18 protein-coding genes and 1 pseudogene are annotated in these 19086 nt (G+C 73.7%); 7 read left to right on the top strand and 12 right to left on the bottom strand.

The annotated features are described in order from the left end of the window. The first annotated feature begins 30 nt into the window (after nt 1-30). Nucleotides 31-717: a copper homeostasis protein CutC gene (locus tag AB0J08_RS01345; RefSeq protein WP_360624906.1), complete on the top strand. Its 687-nt coding sequence runs from the start codon at nt 31-33 to the stop codon at nt 715-717. 91 nt (nt 718-808) lie between these two features. On the opposite strand, the gene AB0J08_RS01340 is transcribed toward AB0J08_RS01345, so the two are convergent. Further along, nucleotides 809-2860: an AAA family ATPase gene (locus tag AB0J08_RS01340; RefSeq protein ID WP_360624903.1), complete on the bottom strand. Its 2052-nt coding sequence runs from the start codon at nt 2858-2860 to the stop codon at nt 809-811. A 298-nt stretch (nt 2861-3158) separates the two neighbouring features. On the opposite strand from AB0J08_RS01340, the gene AB0J08_RS01335 reads away from it, so the two are divergent. After that, nucleotides 3159-3353 carry a hypothetical protein gene (locus AB0J08_RS01335; RefSeq protein WP_360624900.1) on the top strand — a complete coding sequence of 65 codons (195 nt, stop codon included), beginning with the start codon at nt 3159-3161 and terminating at the stop codon, nt 3351-3353. A gap of 13 nt (nt 3354-3366) precedes the next feature. On the opposite strand, the gene AB0J08_RS01330 is transcribed toward AB0J08_RS01335, so the two are convergent. Continuing rightward, on the bottom strand, nt 3367-5004 hold the full coding sequence (locus tag AB0J08_RS01330) for a DNA repair helicase XPB (protein WP_360624897.1): 1638 nt from the start codon (nt 5002-5004) through the stop codon (nt 3367-3369). Between the two features lie 96 nt (nt 5005-5100). Beyond that, nucleotides 5101-5505 carry a hypothetical protein gene (locus AB0J08_RS01325; protein ID WP_360624894.1) on the bottom strand — a complete coding sequence of 135 codons (405 nt, stop codon included), beginning with the start codon at nt 5503-5505 and terminating at the stop codon, nt 5101-5103. A 109-nt stretch (nt 5506-5614) separates the two neighbouring features. On the opposite strand from AB0J08_RS01325, the gene AB0J08_RS01320 reads away from it, so the two are divergent. Next, nucleotides 5615-5872 carry a hypothetical protein gene (locus AB0J08_RS01320; RefSeq protein ID WP_360624891.1) on the top strand — a complete coding sequence of 86 codons (258 nt, stop codon included), beginning with the start codon at nt 5615-5617 and terminating at the stop codon, nt 5870-5872. A 31-nt stretch (nt 5873-5903) separates the two neighbouring features. Here AB0J08_RS01320 and AB0J08_RS01315 read toward each other — a convergent pair whose 3' ends face one another. After that, nucleotides 5904-8459, bottom strand: a complete 2556-nt coding sequence (locus AB0J08_RS01315) for a helicase C-terminal domain-containing protein (protein WP_360624888.1) — start codon at nt 8457-8459, stop codon at nt 5904-5906. 507 nt (nt 8460-8966) lie between these two features. Between AB0J08_RS01315 and AB0J08_RS01310 the strand changes: the two genes are divergently transcribed. Next, on the top strand, nt 8967-9656 hold the full coding sequence (locus tag AB0J08_RS01310) for a hypothetical protein (protein WP_360624885.1): 690 nt from the start codon (nt 8967-8969) through the stop codon (nt 9654-9656). Nucleotides 9657-9698: 42 nt separating this feature from the next. Here the strand turns inward: AB0J08_RS01310 and AB0J08_RS01305 are convergent, their stop codons facing one another. Next, nucleotides 9699-10310, bottom strand: coding sequence for a TIGR03086 family metal-binding protein (locus tag AB0J08_RS01305; protein WP_360624882.1), 612 nt, complete (start codon nt 10308-10310; stop codon nt 9699-9701). A 181-nt stretch (nt 10311-10491) separates the two neighbouring features. Between AB0J08_RS01305 and AB0J08_RS01300 the strand changes: the two genes are divergently transcribed. Further along, nucleotides 10492-11265: a helix-turn-helix domain-containing protein gene (locus AB0J08_RS01300; protein ID WP_360624879.1), complete on the top strand. Its 774-nt coding sequence runs from the start codon at nt 10492-10494 to the stop codon at nt 11263-11265. Between the two features lie 17 nt (nt 11266-11282). Here the strand turns inward: AB0J08_RS01300 and AB0J08_RS01295 are convergent, their stop codons facing one another. After that, on the bottom strand, nt 11283-11624 hold the full coding sequence (locus tag AB0J08_RS01295) for a helix-turn-helix transcriptional regulator (protein ID WP_360624876.1): 342 nt from the start codon (nt 11622-11624) through the stop codon (nt 11283-11285). Nucleotides 11625-11773: 149 nt separating this feature from the next. Between AB0J08_RS01295 and AB0J08_RS01290 the strand changes: the two genes are divergently transcribed. Then, nucleotides 11774-12772: a zinc-dependent alcohol dehydrogenase family protein gene (locus AB0J08_RS01290; protein ID WP_360624873.1), complete on the top strand. Its 999-nt coding sequence runs from the start codon at nt 11774-11776 to the stop codon at nt 12770-12772. Nucleotides 12773-12918: 146 nt separating this feature from the next. Here the strand turns inward: AB0J08_RS01290 and AB0J08_RS01285 are convergent, their stop codons facing one another. Beyond that, nucleotides 12919-14127 carry an FAD-dependent monooxygenase gene (locus tag AB0J08_RS01285; RefSeq protein WP_360624870.1) on the bottom strand — a complete coding sequence of 403 codons (1209 nt, stop codon included), beginning with the start codon at nt 14125-14127 and terminating at the stop codon, nt 12919-12921. A 125-nt stretch (nt 14128-14252) separates the two neighbouring features. Between AB0J08_RS01285 and AB0J08_RS01280 the strand changes: the two genes are divergently transcribed. Beyond that, entirely contained in the window at nt 14253-15245 is a 993-nt protein-coding gene (locus AB0J08_RS01280; RefSeq protein WP_360624867.1) for a TetR/AcrR family transcriptional regulator C-terminal domain-containing protein, read from the top strand. A gap of 180 nt (nt 15246-15425) precedes the next feature. Here the strand turns inward: AB0J08_RS01280 and AB0J08_RS01275 are convergent. The 5 genes and pseudogenes from AB0J08_RS01275 to AB0J08_RS01255 all read right to left on the bottom strand — a co-directional run. Beyond that, nucleotides 15426-15641, bottom strand: a pseudogene (locus AB0J08_RS01275) (Scr1 family TA system antitoxin-like transcriptional regulator); the annotation flags it as partial. A gap of 74 nt (nt 15642-15715) precedes the next feature. Beyond that, a complete protein-coding gene (locus tag AB0J08_RS01270; RefSeq protein WP_360624864.1) occupies nt 15716-16207 on the bottom strand; it encodes a SitI3 family protein in 492 nt (163 codons plus the stop codon). Between the two features lie 23 nt (nt 16208-16230). After that, nucleotides 16231-17574: a putative T7SS-secreted protein gene (locus AB0J08_RS01265; protein WP_360624861.1), complete on the bottom strand. Its 1344-nt coding sequence runs from the start codon at nt 17572-17574 to the stop codon at nt 16231-16233. Then, nucleotides 17574-17900, bottom strand: coding sequence for a hypothetical protein (locus tag AB0J08_RS01260; protein ID WP_360624858.1), 327 nt, complete (start codon nt 17898-17900; stop codon nt 17574-17576). The genes AB0J08_RS01265 and AB0J08_RS01260 overlap by 1 nt, the downstream gene beginning before the upstream one ends. 174 nt (nt 17901-18074) lie before the next feature. After that, nucleotides 18075-19049, bottom strand: coding sequence for an iron-siderophore ABC transporter substrate-binding protein (locus AB0J08_RS01255; protein WP_360624855.1), 975 nt, complete (start codon nt 19047-19049; stop codon nt 18075-18077). Between the last annotated feature and the right edge of the window lie 37 nt (nt 19050-19086).

The following is a 19086-nucleotide window of genomic DNA, read 5'->3' as shown; positions in this document are numbered from 1 at the left end:
GGGGCTTCGGGATGTGGCAGGCTGTCTGATATGTCTAGACCAATTTTCGAAGTCATCGCGCTGACGCCCCAGGACGCCCAGGCCGCCGAGTCGGGCGGCGCCGACCGGCTCGAACTGGTCACGGACATGGCCGCGGACGGGCTCACCCCGTCGGTCGAGGACTTCGCCAAGATCCGCGCCGCCGTGGAGCTGCCGCTGCGCGTCATGCTGCGCGTCCGGGACGGCTTCGCGCCGGGTGACCCGGACGAGCTGCGGGCCCGCGCCGCCGCGCTGCGGGCCGAGGGCGCCGACGAGTTCGTCTTCGGCTTCCTGACGGCCGACGGCGCCGTCGACCTCGCCGCCACCGCGGCCGTCGCCGACGCCGTGGCGGGCTGCCGCTGGACGTTCCACCGGGCGATCGACCACAGCGCCGACCGGGCCGCCGTCCGCGCGGCCGTCGGCGCGCTGCCCGGGCTGGACACCTTCCTCACCTCGGGCGCGGCCGCCGGCGTGGACGCGGGCCGGGACGTGCTGCTGGCCGAGCTGGCCAGGGCCGGCGAGCCCGGGTACGGGCAGCGGATCCTGATCGGCGGCGGCCTGCGGGCCGAGCACCTGCCGGGCCTGCGGGCGGCGGGGTTCGACGGCTTCCACGTCGGCGGCGCGGTGCGGGTCGACGGCTGGCAGTCCCCGGTGGACGCCTCCAAGGTCGCCGAGTGGCGGTCCCTGATCGATGGCTGAGCGTGAGAGCGCCGACGGCTGAGTGATCGGAGGCCGGCGACTCGGTGCGAAGAAGGGGACCGGCGGTATCCGCCGGTCCCCTTCGCGCGGGTCAGCCCAGTTGCTCGGGCAGCGGCTCGGCGTGCAGCACCGCCAGCCCGGAGACGGCACGGGTGAGCGACACGTACAGACGGCGCAGGCCGGTCCGTTCGTCCGGCTCACCGGCCACCACCGCGGCCGGCTCGTCCAGCACCACGTAGTCGTACTCCAGACCCTTGGCCAGCGAGGCCGGGACGAGGGTCAGCCGGGCCTCGGCGCTGGTCTCGGCGCCGGGGGAGAGGTACGGCAGACCGGCCGCGGCCAGGGCCTCGGCGAGCAGCGGGACGCGCGCATCGGCGGCGATCAGGCCGGTCGAGCCCTCGTGCTCCAGCGCCCGGTGACAGGCCTCGACCACCGCCTGCACCAGCTCCCCCGCCTCGATCCGGCGGATCGTCAGCGAGCCGGGCGCCTCACGGACCGAGCTCGCCGGGGCGAGACCGGGGGCGATCGCCGGCAGCAGCCGGGAGGCGTAGGCGATGACCTCCTCCGGCACCCGGAAACCCTTGGTCAACTCCTCGATGTGGGCGGCCGGTTTGCCCAGGTGGCGCAGGGCCTCCGGCCAGCTCGCGGTGGCCCAGGGGGTGGTGCCCTGGGCGAGGTCGCCGAGGACGGTCGCCGAGCCGGTGGTGCAGCGGCGGCCGACCGCGCGGTACTGCATCGGCGAGAGGTCCTGGGCCTCGTCCAGCACCACATGGCCGAGCGAGGGCGTGCGCTGCACCAGGTCGGTCGTCTCGTCCACCAGGACGGCGTCGGCCGGCGACCAGCGGGCGGTCTTCACCGAACGGCCGGGCTTGGGCCAGAGCACCGCCCGCTGCTCCTCGGGGGTGAGCACGCCCTCGGCGCACCGCGCCAGGAACTCCGGGTCGGAGAGCAGCCGGTGCACCAGCTTGGCCGGCTCGACCAGCGGCCAGCACTCCTTGACCACCGCCTTGACCGCCGGGTTGCGGGCCACCGCGTCCTGCACCCGGTCGTCCGGGGCCTCACCGCCCTGCTCCATCTTCAGCAGCACGGCGTGCGAGATCCGCTGCGGCAGGGCGTCCCGGGCCGCGCCGTAGCGGATGTCGCGGCTCTTCAGCTCCTCGACGATCTCGCTCAGCTCGTACGCCGGCACGCGCCAGCGGCGGGAGCCGCGGACCACCACGCAGGGCTCGGTGGGCGTGGTGATGCCCGAGCGCACGGCCCGCCGCAGCACCTCGGCCATCCGGGCGTCGCCCTTCAGCCGGGCCGCCTCGGCGCCGTCCTCGCCGCGCACCTCCACGTGCCCCACCAGCTGCTGCACGGTCGCCTGGGCCACCTCCAGCTCGCCGAGGGCGGGCAGCACCTGCTCGATGTAGGACAGGAAGGCGTTGTTCGGGCCGATCACCAGGGTGCCGGTGCGGGCGAGCCGCTCGCGGTGCGCGTACAGCAGGTACGCCACGCGGTGCAGGCCGACGGCGGTCTTCCCGGTGCCGGGGGCGCCCTGGACGCAGACCGTGCCGGTGATGTCGGCGCGGACGATCTCGTCCTGCTCGGGCTGGATGGTGGCGACGATGTCGCGCATCGGGCCGACGCGGGGCTTCTCGATCTCGGCGGCGAGCAGCGCGGAGGAGGTTTCCGTCTCGGCCGGGTCGGTGAGGTGCTCGTCCTCGTAGGCGGTCAGTTCGCCGCCGGTGTAGCCGAAGCGGCGGCGCCGCTCGACGTCCATCGGCTCGGTGCGGCTGGCCCGGTAGAAGGGCTGGGAGACCGGCGCGCGCCAGTCGATCACCATCGGGTCGCCGTCGGCGTCGTGGACGTGCCGGCGGCCGATGTAGAAGTTCTCTCCGCCGGAGCCTTCCGAGAGCTCCTCGCTGATCGCGTGCAGGTAATCGAGGCGGCCGAAGAAGAGCGGAGTGTGCGAGAGGTCGGCCAGGGCGGCGATCCGGGCCTCGATCTGGTTGTGCAGGATGACGGCGGTGACCCAGGAACCGGTCACGTCGCTGATGTCCAGGGACTCGACGTCCTCGCGCATCGCACGCAGCGCGGAGCGGGAGGCGGCCAGGTGGTCGCGTTCGCGCTGGAGGGGGTCGGTGGTGGGGGTGGCGGGCACAGCGAACCTTCCCGGCTGCCCCGAACACGGGTGCAGCGGATCGTCGGAGCTCACGGTGGGTACGGCCGACCGGTTGCCGAACGGTCGGCGCCTCCCCCGGCTGCCTGCGCGACTCAGCAGGTACCACGGTTCGGGAGGGGGCAGACGGATGATCCTAGACCCGTGGGCCCCGGGGTTCCACCCCCGAGGCCCGGGGGGTGGCCCTCAGGGCTCCGTACACCTGGAGGACGACCTACGTCCTGCTCGATACGGCCTTTGGGGTGATGTGTCCGGCGCGCCCGGAAACTACCGTGGAGACATGAGCACCGTACGCATCACGGCGCCGCGGGTGCCGTCCCAGAAGTCCGCCCCCGGCCGTCCCGCCGGGGCCACCGCCGCGGCCGGCCCCGGCCGCCGCCACAGCCCGCTGAGCAAGGCCGTCCGCAACGTCGGCATCGCCCTCGACACCGCCGCGCGCGTGGTCTTCCTCGGGCGCGACGGCGTCAGGTACTGAGCGTTGCCGGGAGCTACAGCACGTCGTCCGCGTCGATGATGCGGTAGGCGTAGCCCTGCTCCGCCAGGAAGCGCTGGCGGTGGGCGGCGAAGTCCTGGTCGACGGTGTCGCGGGCCACCACGGAGTAGAAGTGCGCCGAGTGGCCGTCCGCCTTGGGGCGCAGGACGCGGCCGAGCCGCTGGGCCTCCTCCTGGCGGGAGCCGAACGTCCCGGAGACCTGGATGGCGACGGTCGCCTCGGGCAGGTCGATGGAGAAGTTGGCGACCTTGGAGACGACCAGGACGCTGATCTCCTTGGTCCGGAAGGCCTCGAACAGCTTCTCGCGCTGGGCGTTGCTGGTCTCGCCCTTGATGACCGGCGCGTTCAGCACCTCGCCGAGCTCGTCGAGCTGGTCGATGTACTGACCGATGATCAGCGTCTGGTCCTTCTCGTGCTTCTTGACCAGTGCCTCCACCACCCGGCGCTTGGTCGCGGTGGTGGCGCAGAACCGGTACCGCTCCTCGGGCTCGGCGGTCGCGTAGGCGAGCCGCTCGGAGTCGGTGAGGGTGACCCGGACCTCGCAGCAGTCGGCGGGCGCGATGTAGCCCTGCGCCTCGATCTCCTTCCAGGGGGCGTCGAAGCGCTTGGGGCCGATGAGCGAGAAGACGTCGCCCTCGCGGCCGTCCTCGCGGACCAGGGTGGCGGTCAGGCCGAGCCGGCGGCGCGCCTGGAGGTCGGCGGTGAACTTGAAGACCGGCGCGGGCAGCAGGTGGACCTCGTCGTAGACGACCAGGCCCCAGTTGCGGGCGTCGAAGAGTTCGAGGTGGGCGTAGACGCCCTTCCGCTTGGTGGTCATCACCTGGTAGGTGGCGATGGTGACCGGGCGGATCTCCTTGCGCGTGCCGCTGTACTCGCCGATCTCGTCCTCGGTGAGCGTGGTGCGCTTGACCAGTTCGTGCTTCCACTGGCGCGCCGAGACGGTGTTGGTGACCAGGATCAGCGTGGTCGACTTGGCCTCGGCCATCGCCGCGGCGCCGACCAGCGTCTTGCCGGCGCCGCAGGGCAGCACGACGACGCCCGAGCCGCCGTGCCAGAACCCCTCGACGGCCTGGGCCTGGTAGGGGCGCAGCTGCCAGCCGTTCTGGTCCAGCTCGATGGGGTGCGCCTCGCCGTCCACGTACCCGGCGAAGTCCTCGGCGGGCCAGCCGAGTTTGAGCAGCACCTGCTTGATCTGGCCGCGCTCGGAGGGGTGCACGACGACGCTGTCCGGGTCGACCCGGGCGCCGACCAGCGGGGCGACCTTCTTGGAGCGCAGCACCTCCTCCAGCACGGGCCGGTCGGTGGTGGAGAGCACCAGCCCGTGGACCGGGTGCTTGGTGAGCTTGAGCCGGCCGTAGCGGGCCATGGTGTCCGCCACGTCCACCAGCAGCGCGTGCGGCACCGGGTAGCGGGAGTACGTGACCAGGGCGTCGACCACCTGCTCGGCGTCGTGCCCGGCGGCGCGCGCGTTCCAGAGCCCGAGCGGGGTGACGCGGTAGGTGTGCACGTGCTCGGGCGCGCGCTCCAGCTCGGCGAACGGCGCGATGGCACGACGGCAGTCGGAGGCCCTGGGGTGGTCGATCTCCAGAAGAAGAGTTTTGTCGCTCTGGACGATGAGCGGTCCGTCGTTCACGCGGGGAAGCCCTCCACTGGCTGACAGGTCTGCAGGGACGCAGACCCTCCAGTGTCGCGCATTCCGCGGGAAAGGCGGGAGGCTGCTTCGTGCGGGCTACTTCCACTCGTAGAACTTGCCGGTGGACTTGCCGTCCGGGGTGACCTCGTACTCGAACAGGCCGACGACGCCGTTGAGCCGCTCGAACTGCGCCGAGGCACTGGAGTAGAGGAGCGAACCGCGCCAGCTGGTGCCGCCGCCCTCGGTGAAGTGGCCGATGCCGCGGCCCTGCCAGGTGATGGTCTGGCCGTCCGCGGTCATGTCGACCCCCTGGCCCTCGCCGAGGAGCGTGCCGTCGGGGCGCAGTTCGGAGTCGTAGGTGCCGAACCCCGAGACCGCGATGCCGTAGTAGGTGCCGGTGCCTTCGAACGAGACCTCGACCACGACGTGGCCGGCCTCGGCGGCGAGAACCCGCCGGCCGGTGTCCTGGCCCTGTACCTCACCGATCAGATCGCCGAGCATGATGACTCCTTCCGGGAAACCCCCCCTCTCTCTCCGGACTACGCCGCCCTTCCGGGCGCGTCAAACGCACGGCGGTGACCAGCGCCGCCGCCGCTCGTTAGAGCAGGTCATGAACAAGTCGAAGCGCGCCCTCACCGCTCTCGCCCTCCTCGGTTCGGCCTTCGCCGCGACCGCCTCCTCCGCCGGCTCCGCCCACGCCCTCGCGGGCATCGGCGAGGGCCCGGGCGGGCTGCTGGCCGCCCCCGCCTTCCTGCTCGCCGACACGGCCGGCGGTGGCAGCCTGCCGGTCGGCCAGGGCGACATCGCCAAGCTGGCGGACAAGGCGATGGAGGAGAAGGCGAAGGAGCAGGCCGCCAAGGGGCACTGACCGGGAGGGAGCGGTATCCGCCGGCCGGCGCCTAGTCCTCCAGCTCCGCCACGCCGGTGATCCGGTGCAGGGCGAACGTCCGGAGTTCGTCCGCATGGTGGTCGAAGGCGGTGACGAAGCCGCCTTCGACCTTGACCGGGTCGATGATGCGCTGGCTGGCGACCCCCTCGGCGTTCAGATAGCCGATCCACATCCGCTCACCGAGCAGGACGGCGGTCTGCAGCGAGGCGAGCGTCTCGGCCGCCGCGGTGCGGGGGAGCCGGCGCGGGTCGGGGGCGGGCTCGCGGCGCACGGCGGTGGCGGCGCGGTCGCCGGCCCGGATGGCCTTGATGGCGGCGGCGAGCAGGGTGTCGTCGGGTGTCGGCGGGCCGTCCGGTACCGGGACGGGGGCCGCGCGCGGCGGGGTGCGGTGGCTGTCCGGGCGGGTGATCAGGACGTCGCCCTCGGCGGACTCGGCCGCGGGCGCGTAGCCCATCGTGCGCAGGGTGGCGAGCAGCACGTCCGGCGGCGCCTGGGAGGCCAGCACCGTCGGGGCGAGCAGGCGCAGCCGCAGGTCGGCGGAGCGCCGGTCGGCCAGGACCTCGCCCAGCAGCGCAGGGTCGTCGCAGCGCAGGTACGAGGAGGCGGCGCCGACCCGCAGGATGCCGTGCCGCCGGGCCACGTCGTCGATCAGGTAGCTGAGCGGCTGCGGGACGGGCGTGCGCGAGTGCTGCTCCAGGAAGGCCTGGAGGTCGGCGGCGCTGCGGCCGGCGTCGAGGGCGCGGCGGACCGACTCGGGGGTGAACCGGTAGACGGTGGCGCCGCCCTTGGACTCGATGTCGGCGCAGAGCGCGAGCGCCTGGGCGAGCGGGGTGAGCAGCGGGCCGGGGGCGATCGCGGTGAGGTCCGGCTGGAGGATGACGTGGTCCAGCGGTTGCGGCAGCAGCGGGGCGAGCACCTCGGCGGGGTCGGCCTCGGCGGTGAGCAGGGCGCGGGCGGGGGCGGCCAGTGCGCCGCGGCCGGTGATGCCGAGCAGTTCGGCCTCGGCGAGGGTCCAGGCGGTGAGGTCGTCCCGCAGGTCGCGGCCCTGGCCGGTGGCCGTGGTCGCCCCGGTGCCGGTGGGGTGTCCGCCGGCGGCGGGCGGCGCGGTGACCGGTCCGCCGCGCAGCGGGCGCTGCCACCGCAGGGTGGGCAGCAGCTCGTCGGCGGTGGCGGGGGTGCCGGGGGGCAGCTCGGCGAGCAGCGCGAGGGTGGCGCGGCGCACGGACGGCGCCAGCGTGCGGTCGAGTTCCGGGCCGAGGGCGGCGCGCTGCTTGCCCTTGCCGTCCGGGCTGCCGGTGAGGGCGGGGACGCGGGTGGCGGTGAGCCAGCCGGCCGCCAGCAGGGCCCAGCGGTCGGCGGTGTCCCGCTGGAGCCAGACGTCGAACGCGGGGGTGGGGCACCAGCGCTCGTCGGCCTCGCCATCGGGGGCCAGCAGGCCTGCGGTGTAGGCGAGTTCGAGCCAGAACGCGGTCTGCTGCTCGGTGCTCTCCAGGGCCTGCGCGGTGCGCTTGAGGTCGCGGACGCCGAGCCCGCCGGCGCGCAGGGTCGGCGGCGGGTTGAGGCCCCAGAGGTCGAGCAGTTCCTCGACCGTCCGGACGGCGGCGTGCGCCTGCCCGGCGGCGGCCGCGTCCACAGCCTGGGGATCGCGCCGGGCGCCGGCCGGGGCCGGTTCGGGCTGGACGGGCTCGACCAGGCGGTGGGTGCGTCCGCCGCGCAGGTGCAGGGCGAGCTCGCGGGGCAGCACCACGCTGCCGGGGCTGCTCGGCAGCAGCAGGCCGCGGGCCAGCAGCCACTCGACCGGGCTCTGCGCGTCCTCGGCGGTGACCGGGCGGGTGGCGTCCGGGACGGTGCCGGTGGGCGGGCCCCAGACCAGGCGGTCCAGCAGGCGCAGGGCCGGCTCGGGGGCGGTGGCGAGCAGCGCGTCGCACCGGGCCCGGTCGGTGAACAGGTCGGCGAGCGCGGCGACGGCGGTGACCGGGTCGGGGGTGGCGGGCTGCCCGGCGGAGACCAGCAACTGCTGGATCCGGGCCGGGGACATGCCGGCGGTCGCGTCGGCGAGCGTCGGGCCGAGGCCGGTTCGGCCCGGGTTGGCGGCGGTCGGCGCCAGCGCCTCACGGGCCGCGATGACCAGCCGCAGTCCGTTGTCGGGGCCCCAGAGCAGTGCGCGCTCGCGCAGGGTGGTCAGGGCGCGGGGCAGGGCGGCGGCGACGGCGGCCCGGTCGGCGGCGCTCAGCGGGGTGGCGCCCGGGTGCGGCTTGACCTTGGCGGGGCCGGTCAGCAGGGTGCGGACGGTGGCCGGGGACGCGCCGTCGGGGGCGGCGGCCAGGGCCTCGGCGACCTGCAGGGTGAAGCGGTCCAGCCGCTCCAGGGCGCGCAGCGCGGAGGCGCGGGAGGAGAGCCGGGCGGCGAGCTGGGTGAGGTCGCCGGGGACGGGGTTGAGCAGGTCGGGGCGGGACCGGAGCAGGGCGGCGAGGTCGTCGTCCGCGCGGGTGCGGAGCTCCTCGGCCAGGGTGCGGGGGCCGGCGGGCGCTTTGCCGGTGCGTTGGGGGCCCTGCTGTGTGGTCATTCGACCTAGGTTAGTCGCGTCGGGTGTCGGTGGGGATCCGTCGTCGGAGGGTGGTTGCGCCGGGTGGGCGGGGTGGCGGTGTCCGTGTTCGGGTCCGTGCCCGGGCCGCTGGGCGGGACGGGCTCGCGTGGGCGGGGGCCGGGTGGGTAGCGTCACGATCAGCGGGGATCCGCGGGGATCGGTGGAGCCTCGCGCGGTCCTTCGAGGTCTTCGGGGACGGGCTCGGGTGAGGCGGGGTGCTGGGTGATGGCGGACGGCGAGTGGTGGCGTAAGCGCGGGCCGTGGAGCGGGCCGTCGGGCGGCGGTGCGGGCGCTGCCGGGGGTGGGGCGAGCGGTGGTGGCGCCGCCGGCGCGGCGGACGGGGACAGCGTGTACGCCGCCGGCGCGCCGGTGGTGCCCCCGCGCCCGTCCTCCCCGCCGTCCGCGCCCCCTGCCGCGCCCCCGACCGTGCCCGCGCCCTCGCGGTCGAGGCCGGCGGCCGGGCCGGGGGAGCCGGGCTCGCCGTGGGTGACGGAGTCGGTCCGGGACGCGCCGGCGGATCCGGACGCCCTGCCGCCGCCGCAGCTGTACGCGTCCGCCGACACGGGCGGCTGGGACTTGGTGATGCTCAACTTCTCGGACGGCCCGGGGGCGGCGATCAAGCCGATGCCCGAGCAGCGGATGGACGGCGAGGAGGCGGCGGCGGAGGTGGCCGAGCCACCCGCCGAGCCCGCCCCGGTCAAGGGCCGGGAGAAGGCCGCCGGCAAGGCGCGGGGCAGAAGCCGGGGCCGGGGCCGGGCGAAGACGCCGCCGCAGGCCGAGCCCGCTGCCGGCAAGTCCCCGAAGTCGTCCGTGTCGGCCGGCCGCAGACCGTCCCCGCTCCTGCTGCTCGCCTCGGTGACGCTGGTCGGCGGCGCCGTCAGCGGCCAGATCCTGGTCATGCTGGTGGGCTGGGCCCTCGGCTACATGTCACGGCAACTGAGCGACCTCACCCGCAAGTTCGCCATCCTCGGCATCCCGCTGGCGACGATCAGCGGCACCAGCCTCTGGTACTGGGGCCGCGCCCAGGGCCGCTGGGGCGGCGGCCTGCAGCCCGGACAGCCGGCCGGCGAGATCGCCTGGTCGGCCGCTCCGGGCGTGATCCGCCTCGCGGCCGTGCTGTCGGCGGTGTTCCTGCTGGCCGTGGCGATGAAGAGGCGTGCCCGGCCGGAGGGTTGAGCCTGTACGTGACCTGCGGGGGTGTACGACGGACGGAGCCGCTCAGGCGGAGGGTGCCGCGTTCGCCGGGCCGGGGGTCCACAGCGGGTCACGACCGGAGGCGGCGAGGGTGCGCTCGAACAGGGATGCGTCGGCGGGCAGTGGCACCGGGTCGGCGAACCCCCCGTACTGGCGGTAGATCCCGGCGTACTCCTCGACCACCCCGAGGACGGCTGCGGCCAGGTCGTCCGCGACCTCCGTCCGCCGGCCGGTGGCCCGGGCGACGTCCCAGCCGTGCACCACCAGCTCCTTGATCAGCATCCGCGCGACGGCGGTCGCGGGCATCGCCGTCCCGCCGAGGTCGATGTCCCCCTCCCAGGCGGCCGGGTCGGCCCAGGCCGCCACGGCCCGGTCCAGCTGAGCCGCGTAGGCGTCGGCCCAGGCGGGGTCGGCGGTGAAGTCGCGATCGGTCAGCTCCGGTGGCAGCGGCTCCCGGCGGGCCCGGTGCTCCAGGCCGTGGGAGGTGTAGAGCACCCAGTGGTTGACCAGCGCACGGGTGTCGAATTCCGCGCAGGGGGTGGGGCCTTCCAGCTGTTCGGGCCGGACGCCGTGGGCGAGGCGTGCTGCTTCCGTCGCGGCGCGGGCGAGCAGGGGGTGGAGTGCGTGACCGTTCATGTGCCGATCCTGGGACCGCGGGCCGTGCGGGGTCTTGAAGAAACGCGACGGCTAGCCTGGTGGCATGGCTTCCCCCGACCCCGGATCGCCCGACCTCGGGTCAACTCGCCCCGGGTCAACCGGCCCCGGGCCAACCGGCCCCGGCTCAACCAGCCCCGGGGCGGGCGGTCTCGGGCCCGGCGTGCTCCACCCCGGGCGGGCGGCGGGCGTGGTCGACCTGGCCCGCTACGAGCCCGCTCCCGGGCTGGCCCGCCTCGTCGAGTTCTACTGGCTGGTGCGCTGGGACCGTCGCGGTCTGCCGTGCCACGAGCAGAAGGTGCTCGCCCACCCCAACGTCCACCTGGTCTTCGAGGCGCCGCGGGCCGGCGTCTACGGGGTCGACCGGTCGCTGTTCGTCCGGCGGCTGGAAGGGGCCGGGCACGTGCTGGGGGTGAAGTTCCGGCCGGGTGGGCTCGCTCCGTTCACCGACCGTCCGGCGGCCGGGTTCGCCGACCGGGTGATGCCGGCGGCGGACGTCTTCGGCCCGGCGGTCGACCGGCTCAACGAGGCGGTGCTCCGGGGTGGTTCGGAGCAGGTCGGGTCGGTGGACGCGTTCCTGCTCGCGCGGCTGCCGGAGCCGGTGGCGGACCATTCGGCCGAGCTGGCCGCCGCGATGGTGGAGCGCGTCACCGCAGGGTCCGATCTGCGCCGGGTGGACGAGCTGGCCGCGGAGTTCGGCGTCTCCGTCCGCCGGCTCCAGCGGCTCTTCGCCGAGTACGTGGGTGCGAGCCCCAAGTGGGTCCTGCGCCGCGCCCGTCTGCACGAGGCGGCCCGGCGCGCCGACCAGGGCCTGGACGTCGACTGGGCCGCCCTCGCGGCCGACCTCGGCTACGCGGACCAGGCGCACCTCACCCGGGACTTCACCGCGGCCGTGGGCATGCCGCCGGCCCGTTACGCCGCGGGCGGGCCGGGCTGAGCGGCCGGTGGGCCGGTTCAGCCCCGCTCGCGCTCGATCCGCAGTGCGCCGAGCAGGCCGGGGAAGGCCTCCTCGAACTCCTCGCGGCGCAGCGCGTTCATCCGCGAAGTACCCCTGTAGTACTGGCGGATGAGCCCGGCCTCGCGCAGTACGTGGAAGTGGTGGGTGGCGGTGGACTTGCTGACCGGTAGGTCGATCGTCCCGCAGGCGAGGTCCTCGGCGGCCGCGTCCAGCTCGGCGACGATCCGGCGGCGGACCGGATCGACCACGGCCTCCAGGACCTGCTGAAGGCCGATCTCCCGGAGGTCCGGGTGTGGCGGGACGCGGTCCCGCTGCCCGTTGCGCTGTGTAGTCACCATCGATGTCCCTGTCTCTCGCGGCCATGGTACGGCAGCCATCAAAGTACGTCGGCCATCAAAGTTTGACAGCTGACGTACTTTCGGATTCAGTGAACTGCGGCGGAGCGCACCCCGCACCGCCGTCACCGATCGGAAGGGGGCGATGCGCGATGGCCAGGACGGTACGGTTCCACGAGCACGGCGGGCCGGAGGTGCTGCGGCTGGAGGACGTGCAGGTCGGCTCGCCCGGCCCCGGTGAGCTGCTGATCCGGGTGGACGCGATCGGGATCAACCGGGCCGAGGCACTGTTCCGCAGCGGCACCTACATCGAGACCCCCCGGCGGTTCCCCGCCGGGCTCGGCGCCGAGGCGGCGGGCGTGGTCGAAGCGGTCGGGGCCGGCGTGACCGGGTTCGAGGCCGGGCAGCCGGTCAGCGTGGTGCCCGCGTTCTCGATGAACGACTACCCCGTCTACGCCGAGCGCGCGATCGTCCCCGCGGCCGCCGTGCTGCACCGGCCCGCCGGGCTCGGAGCCGTCGAGGGCGCGGCGGTCTGGATGCCGTACGTGACGGCCTACGGCGCGCTGGTGGAGGTCGGCGGCCTGCGGGCGGGGGACACCGTCGTGCTGACCGCCGCCTCCAGCAGCGTGGGTCTGGCCGCGATCCAGATCGCCCAGCGGGTGGGGGCGGTGCCGATCGCCACCACCCGTACCCGGGCCAAGCGGGAGGCGCTGCTCAAGGCGGGAGCGGCCGAGGTGATCGTCACGGACGAGGAAGTCGTCTCCGAGCGCGTGCTGGCCCTGACCTCGGGCCGGGGCGCCGAGTTCGTCTTCGACGCCGTGGCCGGCCCCGGCGCGGTGGACCTCGTCCGGGCGATCGCGCCCGGCGGCACGCTGCTGTTCTACGGCTGGTTGAGCGGCGAGCCGACCCCCTATCCGAACTTCGAACTCGGCATGCCCGCAGTGAACATGCGCAGCTACGTGATCCACGAGACGACGCTCGACCCGGAGCGGCTGCGCCGTGCGGAGGCCTTCGTCACCTCCGGTCTGCGCACCGGATCCCTCACCCCGGTGGTGGACCGCGTCTTCGGCCTGCACGAGATCGCCGAGGCCCACCGCTACCTGGAGGCCGGCAACCAGCTCGGCAAGATCGTGGTCACCGTCGAGCACTGACGGGGCGCGGCGGCCGTCCTCGGGGGGCGGCCGGGCGGTCGGTACGGCACGCCGACGTATCCCCGGGTGGGCGGCGCGGTGGCCGAGGGCTACGGGTGGTCCGGGCCCTTCCGCCCGTCTACGGCTGCCACGTCGGGCTCTGTCCGTCAGACGGTGCCCGCGGCCGCTGCGACCGCCGTCGGCCCGGCCGGCGACGATGCGGCGTAGTCACGCAGCCGGACCGGGCTGGTGCGGGTGTTCTCGGGTGTCTGGGCGGCCAGCATGTCCAGGATCTCCTGGGTGGGGGCGGGCATGAAGAACCGCTCGGCGCCCTCGCGGCCGAGGGTCTGGTGCTCCGTCACGTAGCCGCGCATCTCGCGCTCGTACGCGGCGAAAGCCACCAGGTGGTCACCTCCGGAGGCGGCGAGTTCACCGGCCAGGATGTAGGCACCGATCAACGCCTGCGAGGTGCCGCGGCCGGAGGTCGGGCCGGCGCAGTAGCCGGCGTCGCCGAGCAGCACGATCCGCCCCTTCGACCAGGTGTCCATCTCCACCTGGGCGTTGGCGTCGAAGAAGAAGTCGGGTGCCTGCGCCATCTCGTGGAGAAGGCGCGGGACCTCCCAGCCGTCGTCGGCGAAGCGTTCGGCGATGATGCGCTGCTGCCCGGCGCGGTCGTGGCGGTCGTACTCCAGGTGCTCGGCGGCGAGGTGGAAGGCGGCGCGGGCCTCTGTGTCGGCGCGGGCGGTGAAGATGTTGGCGGCCTTGCCCGGGGTGGCGTAGAGGCGGCCGGTGTTCTTGAGGCCGAGGTAGTTGTCCAGGCTGAAGATGGCGGTGTAGATGCCGAGGTGGCGGACGAACCGCTCCTCGGGGCCGAAGGCGAGCGCCCGGGTCCGCGAGTGCAATCCGTCGGCGCCGACGACCAGGTCGAAGTGGCGGGGAGCGCCGCGCTCGAAGGTGACCTCCACGCCCTGCTCGTCCTCGGTCAGGCTCGCGATGGAGTCTCCGAAGACGTACTCGACGTCGTCGCGGGTGGCCTCGTACAGCATCCCGGTCAGATCGCCCTTGAGGACCTCCAGGTCACCCGCGAAGATCACGGCGGGCAGGGTCGCGTACTGGCGGCCCTCGGCGTCCACCAGTGCCGCGTCGCCCATCTCGGTGTCCAGTTCGCGGATCCGCTCCAGCAGGCCCATCCGCTGCAGCACGTCCAGGGCTTCGCCGCGGAAGTCCACCGCGTAGCCGCCCTGGCGCACCGCTCCGGCGCGCTCCACCACGGTGGGGGTGAAGCCGTGGCGGTGCAGCCAGTAGGCGAGTGCGGGGCCGGCCACGCTGGCGCCGGAGATCAGCACGGTGCGAGCGGCGGTAGTGGTGGTGGTCATCTCTGGTTCCTCTCTCCGTTCGATGTGTACAACGTATGACCGGCAAATCCCTGTGTGAAGTGCGGAATTGAGGAAGGAATGCTAGTGCACTAGGCTTCGTGCACTAGTACACTAAGGAGTGCATCATGCCCTCGGAGCACCCGTACGCGAGGATCGCCGCCGAACTGCGGCATCGCATCGAGACCGGCGAGCTGCGCCCGGGGGAACGGGTGCCCTCCACGCGGGCACTCACCCAGCGGTGGGGGGTCGCCATGGCCACGGCGACCAAGGCCCTGGCCGTCCTGCGGCAGGAGGGCCTGACCCGGGCGGTGCCCGGGGTGGGCACCGTGGTCTGCGCCGCCCCCCGTGCGTCGCGGACGGCCGGGCGGGTGACGGGACGACTGGCGGACGGGCCGTCGGAGGAGTCGGCCGCGCGCCGGCGCCTGGTGCGGGCGGGGATCGCCGTCGCCGACGCGGAGGGGGCGGCCGCGCTCACCATGCGGCGGCTGGCCGCCGAACTCGGCACTTCGGCGATGTCGCTGTACCGGCACGTGCAGAACCGGGATCAGCTCCTCGCGCTGATGGTAGACGCTGCCTACGCCGAGGCGCGGCTGCCCGCCCCGGCCCCGGCCGACTGGCGGTCCCGCCTGGAGGTCTCGGCCCGGGCCCAGTGGGGGCTCTACCAGGCTCACCCCTGGCTCGCGGCCGCGATGAACCTCGCCCGCCCGCTGCTCGCACCCAACGGCATGCGCCATGTCGAGTGGGCCCTGGCGGCCCTGGAGGGCCTCGGTCTCGACGCCAACGCCCGGATGCACGCGGCAGTCTCCCTCTTCGCCTTCGTCCGGGGCTGCGCGGTCGACCTCGCGGCGGAGCAGGAAGCGGACCGTGCCAGCGGCGTCACCGGCGACCAGTGGATGCAGGTTCAGGAGGCCCGGATGGCCACGCTGCTGTCGGACGGTACCTATCCCGCCTTCACCGCTGCCCGCGCCGATCCTGGCCTGGACCTGTCCGGCGAATCCATGTTCACCTTCGGGCTCGACCGTCACCTCGACGGCTTGGCGGCTCTGATCGCCACCGTGGGTGCCCCGTCGGACCCCCTCGACGGAACGGGCCACCCAGCCGTGTCCTCTGACAGGTGATCGTGGCCCGCTGCCTCGAAGATTCTCCCGAGCCTCCGAAAGCCCCGCCTGGCCCGTCGAAGAGCCAGGCGGGGGGCAGCTGTCGCCACCAGGGGGCAGCGGCAGCTCGTCGGACAGCGGTCGGCGCTCCCCTGGAAACCGCCGGGGGCGAGGGGGCCGTCGCCGCAGCTGCCGGTCGGTCAGTACAGCACGCCGGCGAAGCCGTAGTGGACGTCGTAGGTAGGAGGAGCCGCCTGGATGCTCCATCAATACCGTGTCGAGATCGCCGTGGGGGCCACACACGATCATGAAGGAAGTATCTGTGGATACATACTCAGTGCAGCGAAACGGCAGGATCTGAATGGTCACATGGGTGAGCTGGCTGATCTCCACGAGATGGTCCAGTTGCTCCCGCATCACGGCCACCTGACACGGCAACCCGAAGGCCCCCGCCCACCAGGGCAGGGGCCTCGCCGCCAGGATCAGGCGGTTCAGTCCTCCGGGAAGAAGAAGTCCTGCGTTTCCCGCCGGTAGGGCTGTGGAACGGCGGCCAGGCGGTGCGCCGGCCAGAGGTCGGAGCGCTCGCTCAGGCTCAGCGCGCCGCCCTGGCGGACCAGCCAGACGTCCTCGTAGTCGAGGTGCAGCACGGCATCGCCGGGCACCTGGCCGAGCAGGCCGAGCGTCAGCCGGACGGTGTCGTCCTGCTGGCCGGAGATGTCGGCGTCCTTGTCCAGGCGGAAGGCCACCGAGACGGTCGCCCCGAACGGGCGCCCGCCGATCAGCGGGTCCCCCCACGGGATCGCCTTGGTCGCGACCACCTTGACCCAGGTGCCGTGGACGGTGACGGCGCCGTCGCCGACCAGCGTGCCGGCGTCCTCCTCGGCGCCGAACAGGCCCTGCGGACGGGCGATTTCGTCGAGCTTCCGGGCGACCTCGGACGCGGTGAGCGGCGTCACCAGGTCGAGGCTGTAGGCAATGGCCATGCTGGGCGTCTCTCTCGCTCTGTCTAGGGGTAGAAGTGGACGACGTTGCCGGACGAGTCGATGACCTTGATCTCCTTGAGGCCCTCGATCGGCCAGTCCTGCAGCTGCTTGCGCATGGCGGCCGCGTCGACACCGCTGTCGGAGAGGTTCAGCACGATGCGGTCGGCCTGCCCCGACTCCACCTTCTTCTGGATGCCGGTGGAGATGGAGCGCGGGTTCGAGGCGGTCGGCGCGTAGCAGTCGAACACCTCGCCCTCGATGCGGTAGTCGGGGTTCTTGGTCGTCCCGGTGACGTTGGGGTTCTGCTCGACCTTGTAGCCGTTGCGCGCCATGATCTCGGCGGACTCGTTCTCCCGCTGGAACGCGCGGACGGTCGTCGCGTCGGCGTTCCTCGGGATGTTGGTGGTGTGCCCCTCCGGTGTCGCGGCCGGGTCCACCCCCTTCGACGGCTGGGTGTGCAGCTCGCTCGACGCGCTGCCACCGCCGCCGCCCTCGCCCTCCATGTGGACCCGGTTGGCGCCCATGGCGTCCTTGCCGATCTCGCTCGCGCCCATGCCGGCCACGCCGAGGCCGGTGGCGATGACACCGGCCGAGAGCACGCCGACCGGCACGCCCACGACCGCGCCGACGCCGGTGAGGTCCAGGCCGACGCCGAGGACCTCGCCGCCCGCGCCGACCGTGGCGAGGGCGAGCCCTCCCGCGACCTCCAGGGCGGCGCCCGGGTTGTGCAGCATGGCGTTGCCGACCGAGGCGAGGTCCTCCACGACGACCTGGCCGACGTCGGCCAGGAAGTCCCCCGCGTCGGAGAAGAAGTCGCCCACGCCGTCCCAGAAGCCGGGCTCCTCGGGAGCCTTGTCGCGCGCGGTGGCGACGGTCTTCGCCGCCGTGTCACCGGCGGACTTGAGCTGGCTGCGGGCGTTGTTCAGCGTCGCCTTCGCGCCGTTGCGGGTGCTCTCGCCGGGGTCGGTGAACGGCAGCTCGTGGCCGGCGTTCTTCTCCGCTTCCCGGTGGTCCGTCTTGGCCTTGCCGCTGGCGCTCTGGCCCGCGTCCCACTGGCGGATCGCCTCGGCCGCCTGCCCCTGCGCCCAGGTCAGGGTCGACTGGTAGGCGGTGAGCGCGGTGGCGGCGTTGTGGAAGCAGTCGCCGGCCTCCAGCCACTTGCCGGGCTCGCCCTCGAAGGCCTCCCGGAAGGCGTCGCCGGCCTTGCCCGACCACCCCTCGACGGTGTCGATCTTCTTCAGGCCCTCGCCGGTCGAGTGCAGGGTGTCGCCGTAGCTCTTGAGCCAGGCGCAGGTGGAGGAGATCGATTCCGGGTCGCCCGGCACGAGCTCCTTCGGGTCGGACGTGCTGCCCAGTTCCTTCGCCATCACTTCGCCCCCGGGTCCTCGCCGCTGTCACGGCTGAGGGTTCCGTTCAAGTGGCCGACGACGTGTCCGTCGACCTGGCGGTAGGCCTTCACGCTGGCGTTGAGCCGTGCCGTGACGGACTGTGCGTCCTTGGCCAGGTTCTCCACGCCGAGCTCCCAGCGGGTGCAGAACTTCTCGACGACGTCGGCCAGGTGACCGTGCCCGAAGTCCTCCTTCTTCGGGTCGAGGTCGCTGACCTTCTTGAACTGCAGCTTCGCCAGGGTGTTCGTGATCCCTGAGGCCGCGTCGTCCAAGGCACCCAGATCGACCTTGAATCCGTCTGCCATGAGTCCCTCCCCGTGTGTGCCGACCGGGCGCCGTACGGACGCCCGGGATAGGTGACGCGAGTCCGGATGGTCCGGTTCCGGCCCGATGTAGTGATCATTGTCCGATTGGGCGAAGAGTGCCGAGCGCCCGGCCCGCCGGAGGGATACCAGGCCCCGCCGGCCCGGTAGCCCGACTCAGGCTCCCAGGAAGCGCTGGAGCTCGGCGAGGACGAAGTTGGCCCCCGTGTACCCGATGCCCTGGAACCAGAGCTGGTCGTCCACCTCGAAGGCCCGGTGGGCGCGGACGGCGCCGAGCCCCTGCCAGCCGGGGGAGGCCAGCGCGGCCCGGGTACCGGCTCGTTCCGGGTCCCCGTAGGTGGCGTACAGCAGCAGGTCGCCGTCGGCCTTGGCGATCTGGTCCGCCGGGACCTCCACGTCGAACTGGTCGACGTTCTGCGCGTCCGGCCGGCCGAGCTGGACGTCGGCCAGCACCGTGCCGAGGAAGTTCTGCTTGCCGTACAGCCGGATGCCGCCGCCCTCGACGAACCTGACCAGGCTGATCCGGCGTCCGGACGCCTTGGCGTTGGAGAGCGCCTGGACCACCTGGGAGACGTGCCGCTGGTAGGAGCCGGCGAAGGCCGCCGCCGCGTCCTGGCGGCTCAGCGCCTGCGCGTGCAGTTGGACGCCGGCCTTCCAGGGGTGGCCGGTGGTCTGGGTCAGCACGGTGGGGGCGATCTCGCGCAGCTGGTCGTAGCGGCCGCCGTCGCGGGTCTGGTTGGAGAGGATCAGGTCGGGCCGCAGGGCGCGGATCGCGGCGAGGTCCGGGGCGCCGATGTCGCCGACCCGGGTGATCCCGGTGAGCCGGGAGGTGGGCCAGTAGTCGGGGAACCCGGAGTCCAGGGGCGCCAGGGCCGCGCCGACGGGGGTGATGCCGAGGGTCAGCGCGGAGTCCAGCTCGGCGGTGTCCAGGGTGACGACGCGCACCGGCGCGCCCGGTACGGTCACCGGGCCCGTCGCGGCGGTGACCGTGACGTCGGGCACCGGGGTCGGGCTCGGTGTGACGACCGCGGCGGCGCTGTCGGCGGGCAGGGCGGTCTGCCGGGTGCTGCACCCGGCGAGGGCGGCGGCGCCGAGCCCCGCGAGCAGGGTGCGGCGGGTGATCGGGGGCATCGGCGGTCCTCGGCGGTCCTCGGGCGGGGCGGACAGG

It is taken from the genome of Kitasatospora sp. NPDC050463 (assembly GCF_040655255.1).
Lineage (GTDB): Bacteria > Actinomycetota > Actinomycetes > Streptomycetales > Streptomycetaceae > Kitasatospora.
Note: the sequence above shows the minus strand (reverse complement) of the source record. Positions and strands in the feature narration are given on the sequence as shown.

Coding starts and splice junctions, on each gene's coding strand:
- AB0J08_RS01345 (WP_360624906.1), top strand. CDS start 31: ATGTCTAGACCAATTTTCGAAGTCATCGCGCTGACGCCCCAGGACGCC.
- AB0J08_RS01335 (WP_360624900.1), top strand. CDS start 3,159: ATGAGCACCGTACGCATCACGGCGCCGCGGGTGCCGTCCCAGAAGTCC.
- AB0J08_RS01325 (WP_360624894.1), bottom strand. CDS start 5,505: ATGCTCGGCGATCTGATCGGTGAGGTACAGGGCCAGGACACCGGCCGG.
- AB0J08_RS01320 (WP_360624891.1), top strand. CDS start 5,615: ATGAACAAGTCGAAGCGCGCCCTCACCGCTCTCGCCCTCCTCGGTTCG.
- AB0J08_RS01315 (WP_360624888.1), bottom strand. CDS start 8,459: ATGACCACACAGCAGGGCCCCCAACGCACCGGCAAAGCGCCCGCCGGC.
- AB0J08_RS01305 (WP_360624882.1), bottom strand. CDS start 10,310: ATGAACGGTCACGCACTCCACCCCCTGCTCGCCCGCGCCGCGACGGAA.
- AB0J08_RS01295 (WP_360624876.1), bottom strand. CDS start 11,624: ATGGTGACTACACAGCGCAACGGGCAGCGGGACCGCGTCCCGCCACAC.
- AB0J08_RS01290 (WP_360624873.1), top strand. CDS start 11,774: ATGGCCAGGACGGTACGGTTCCACGAGCACGGCGGGCCGGAGGTGCTG.
- AB0J08_RS01285 (WP_360624870.1), bottom strand. CDS start 14,127: ATGACCACCACCACTACCGCCGCTCGCACCGTGCTGATCTCCGGCGCC.
- AB0J08_RS01280 (WP_360624867.1), top strand. CDS start 14,253: ATGCCCTCGGAGCACCCGTACGCGAGGATCGCCGCCGAACTGCGGCAT.
- AB0J08_RS01270 (WP_360624864.1), bottom strand. CDS start 16,207: ATGGCCATTGCCTACAGCCTCGACCTGGTGACGCCGCTCACCGCGTCC.
- AB0J08_RS01265 (WP_360624861.1), bottom strand. CDS start 17,574: ATGGCGAAGGAACTGGGCAGCACGTCCGACCCGAAGGAGCTCGTGCCG.
- AB0J08_RS01260 (WP_360624858.1), bottom strand. CDS start 17,900: ATGGCAGACGGATTCAAGGTCGATCTGGGTGCCTTGGACGACGCGGCC.
- AB0J08_RS01255 (WP_360624855.1), bottom strand. CDS start 19,049: ATGCCCCCGATCACCCGCCGCACCCTGCTCGCGGGGCTCGGCGCCGCC.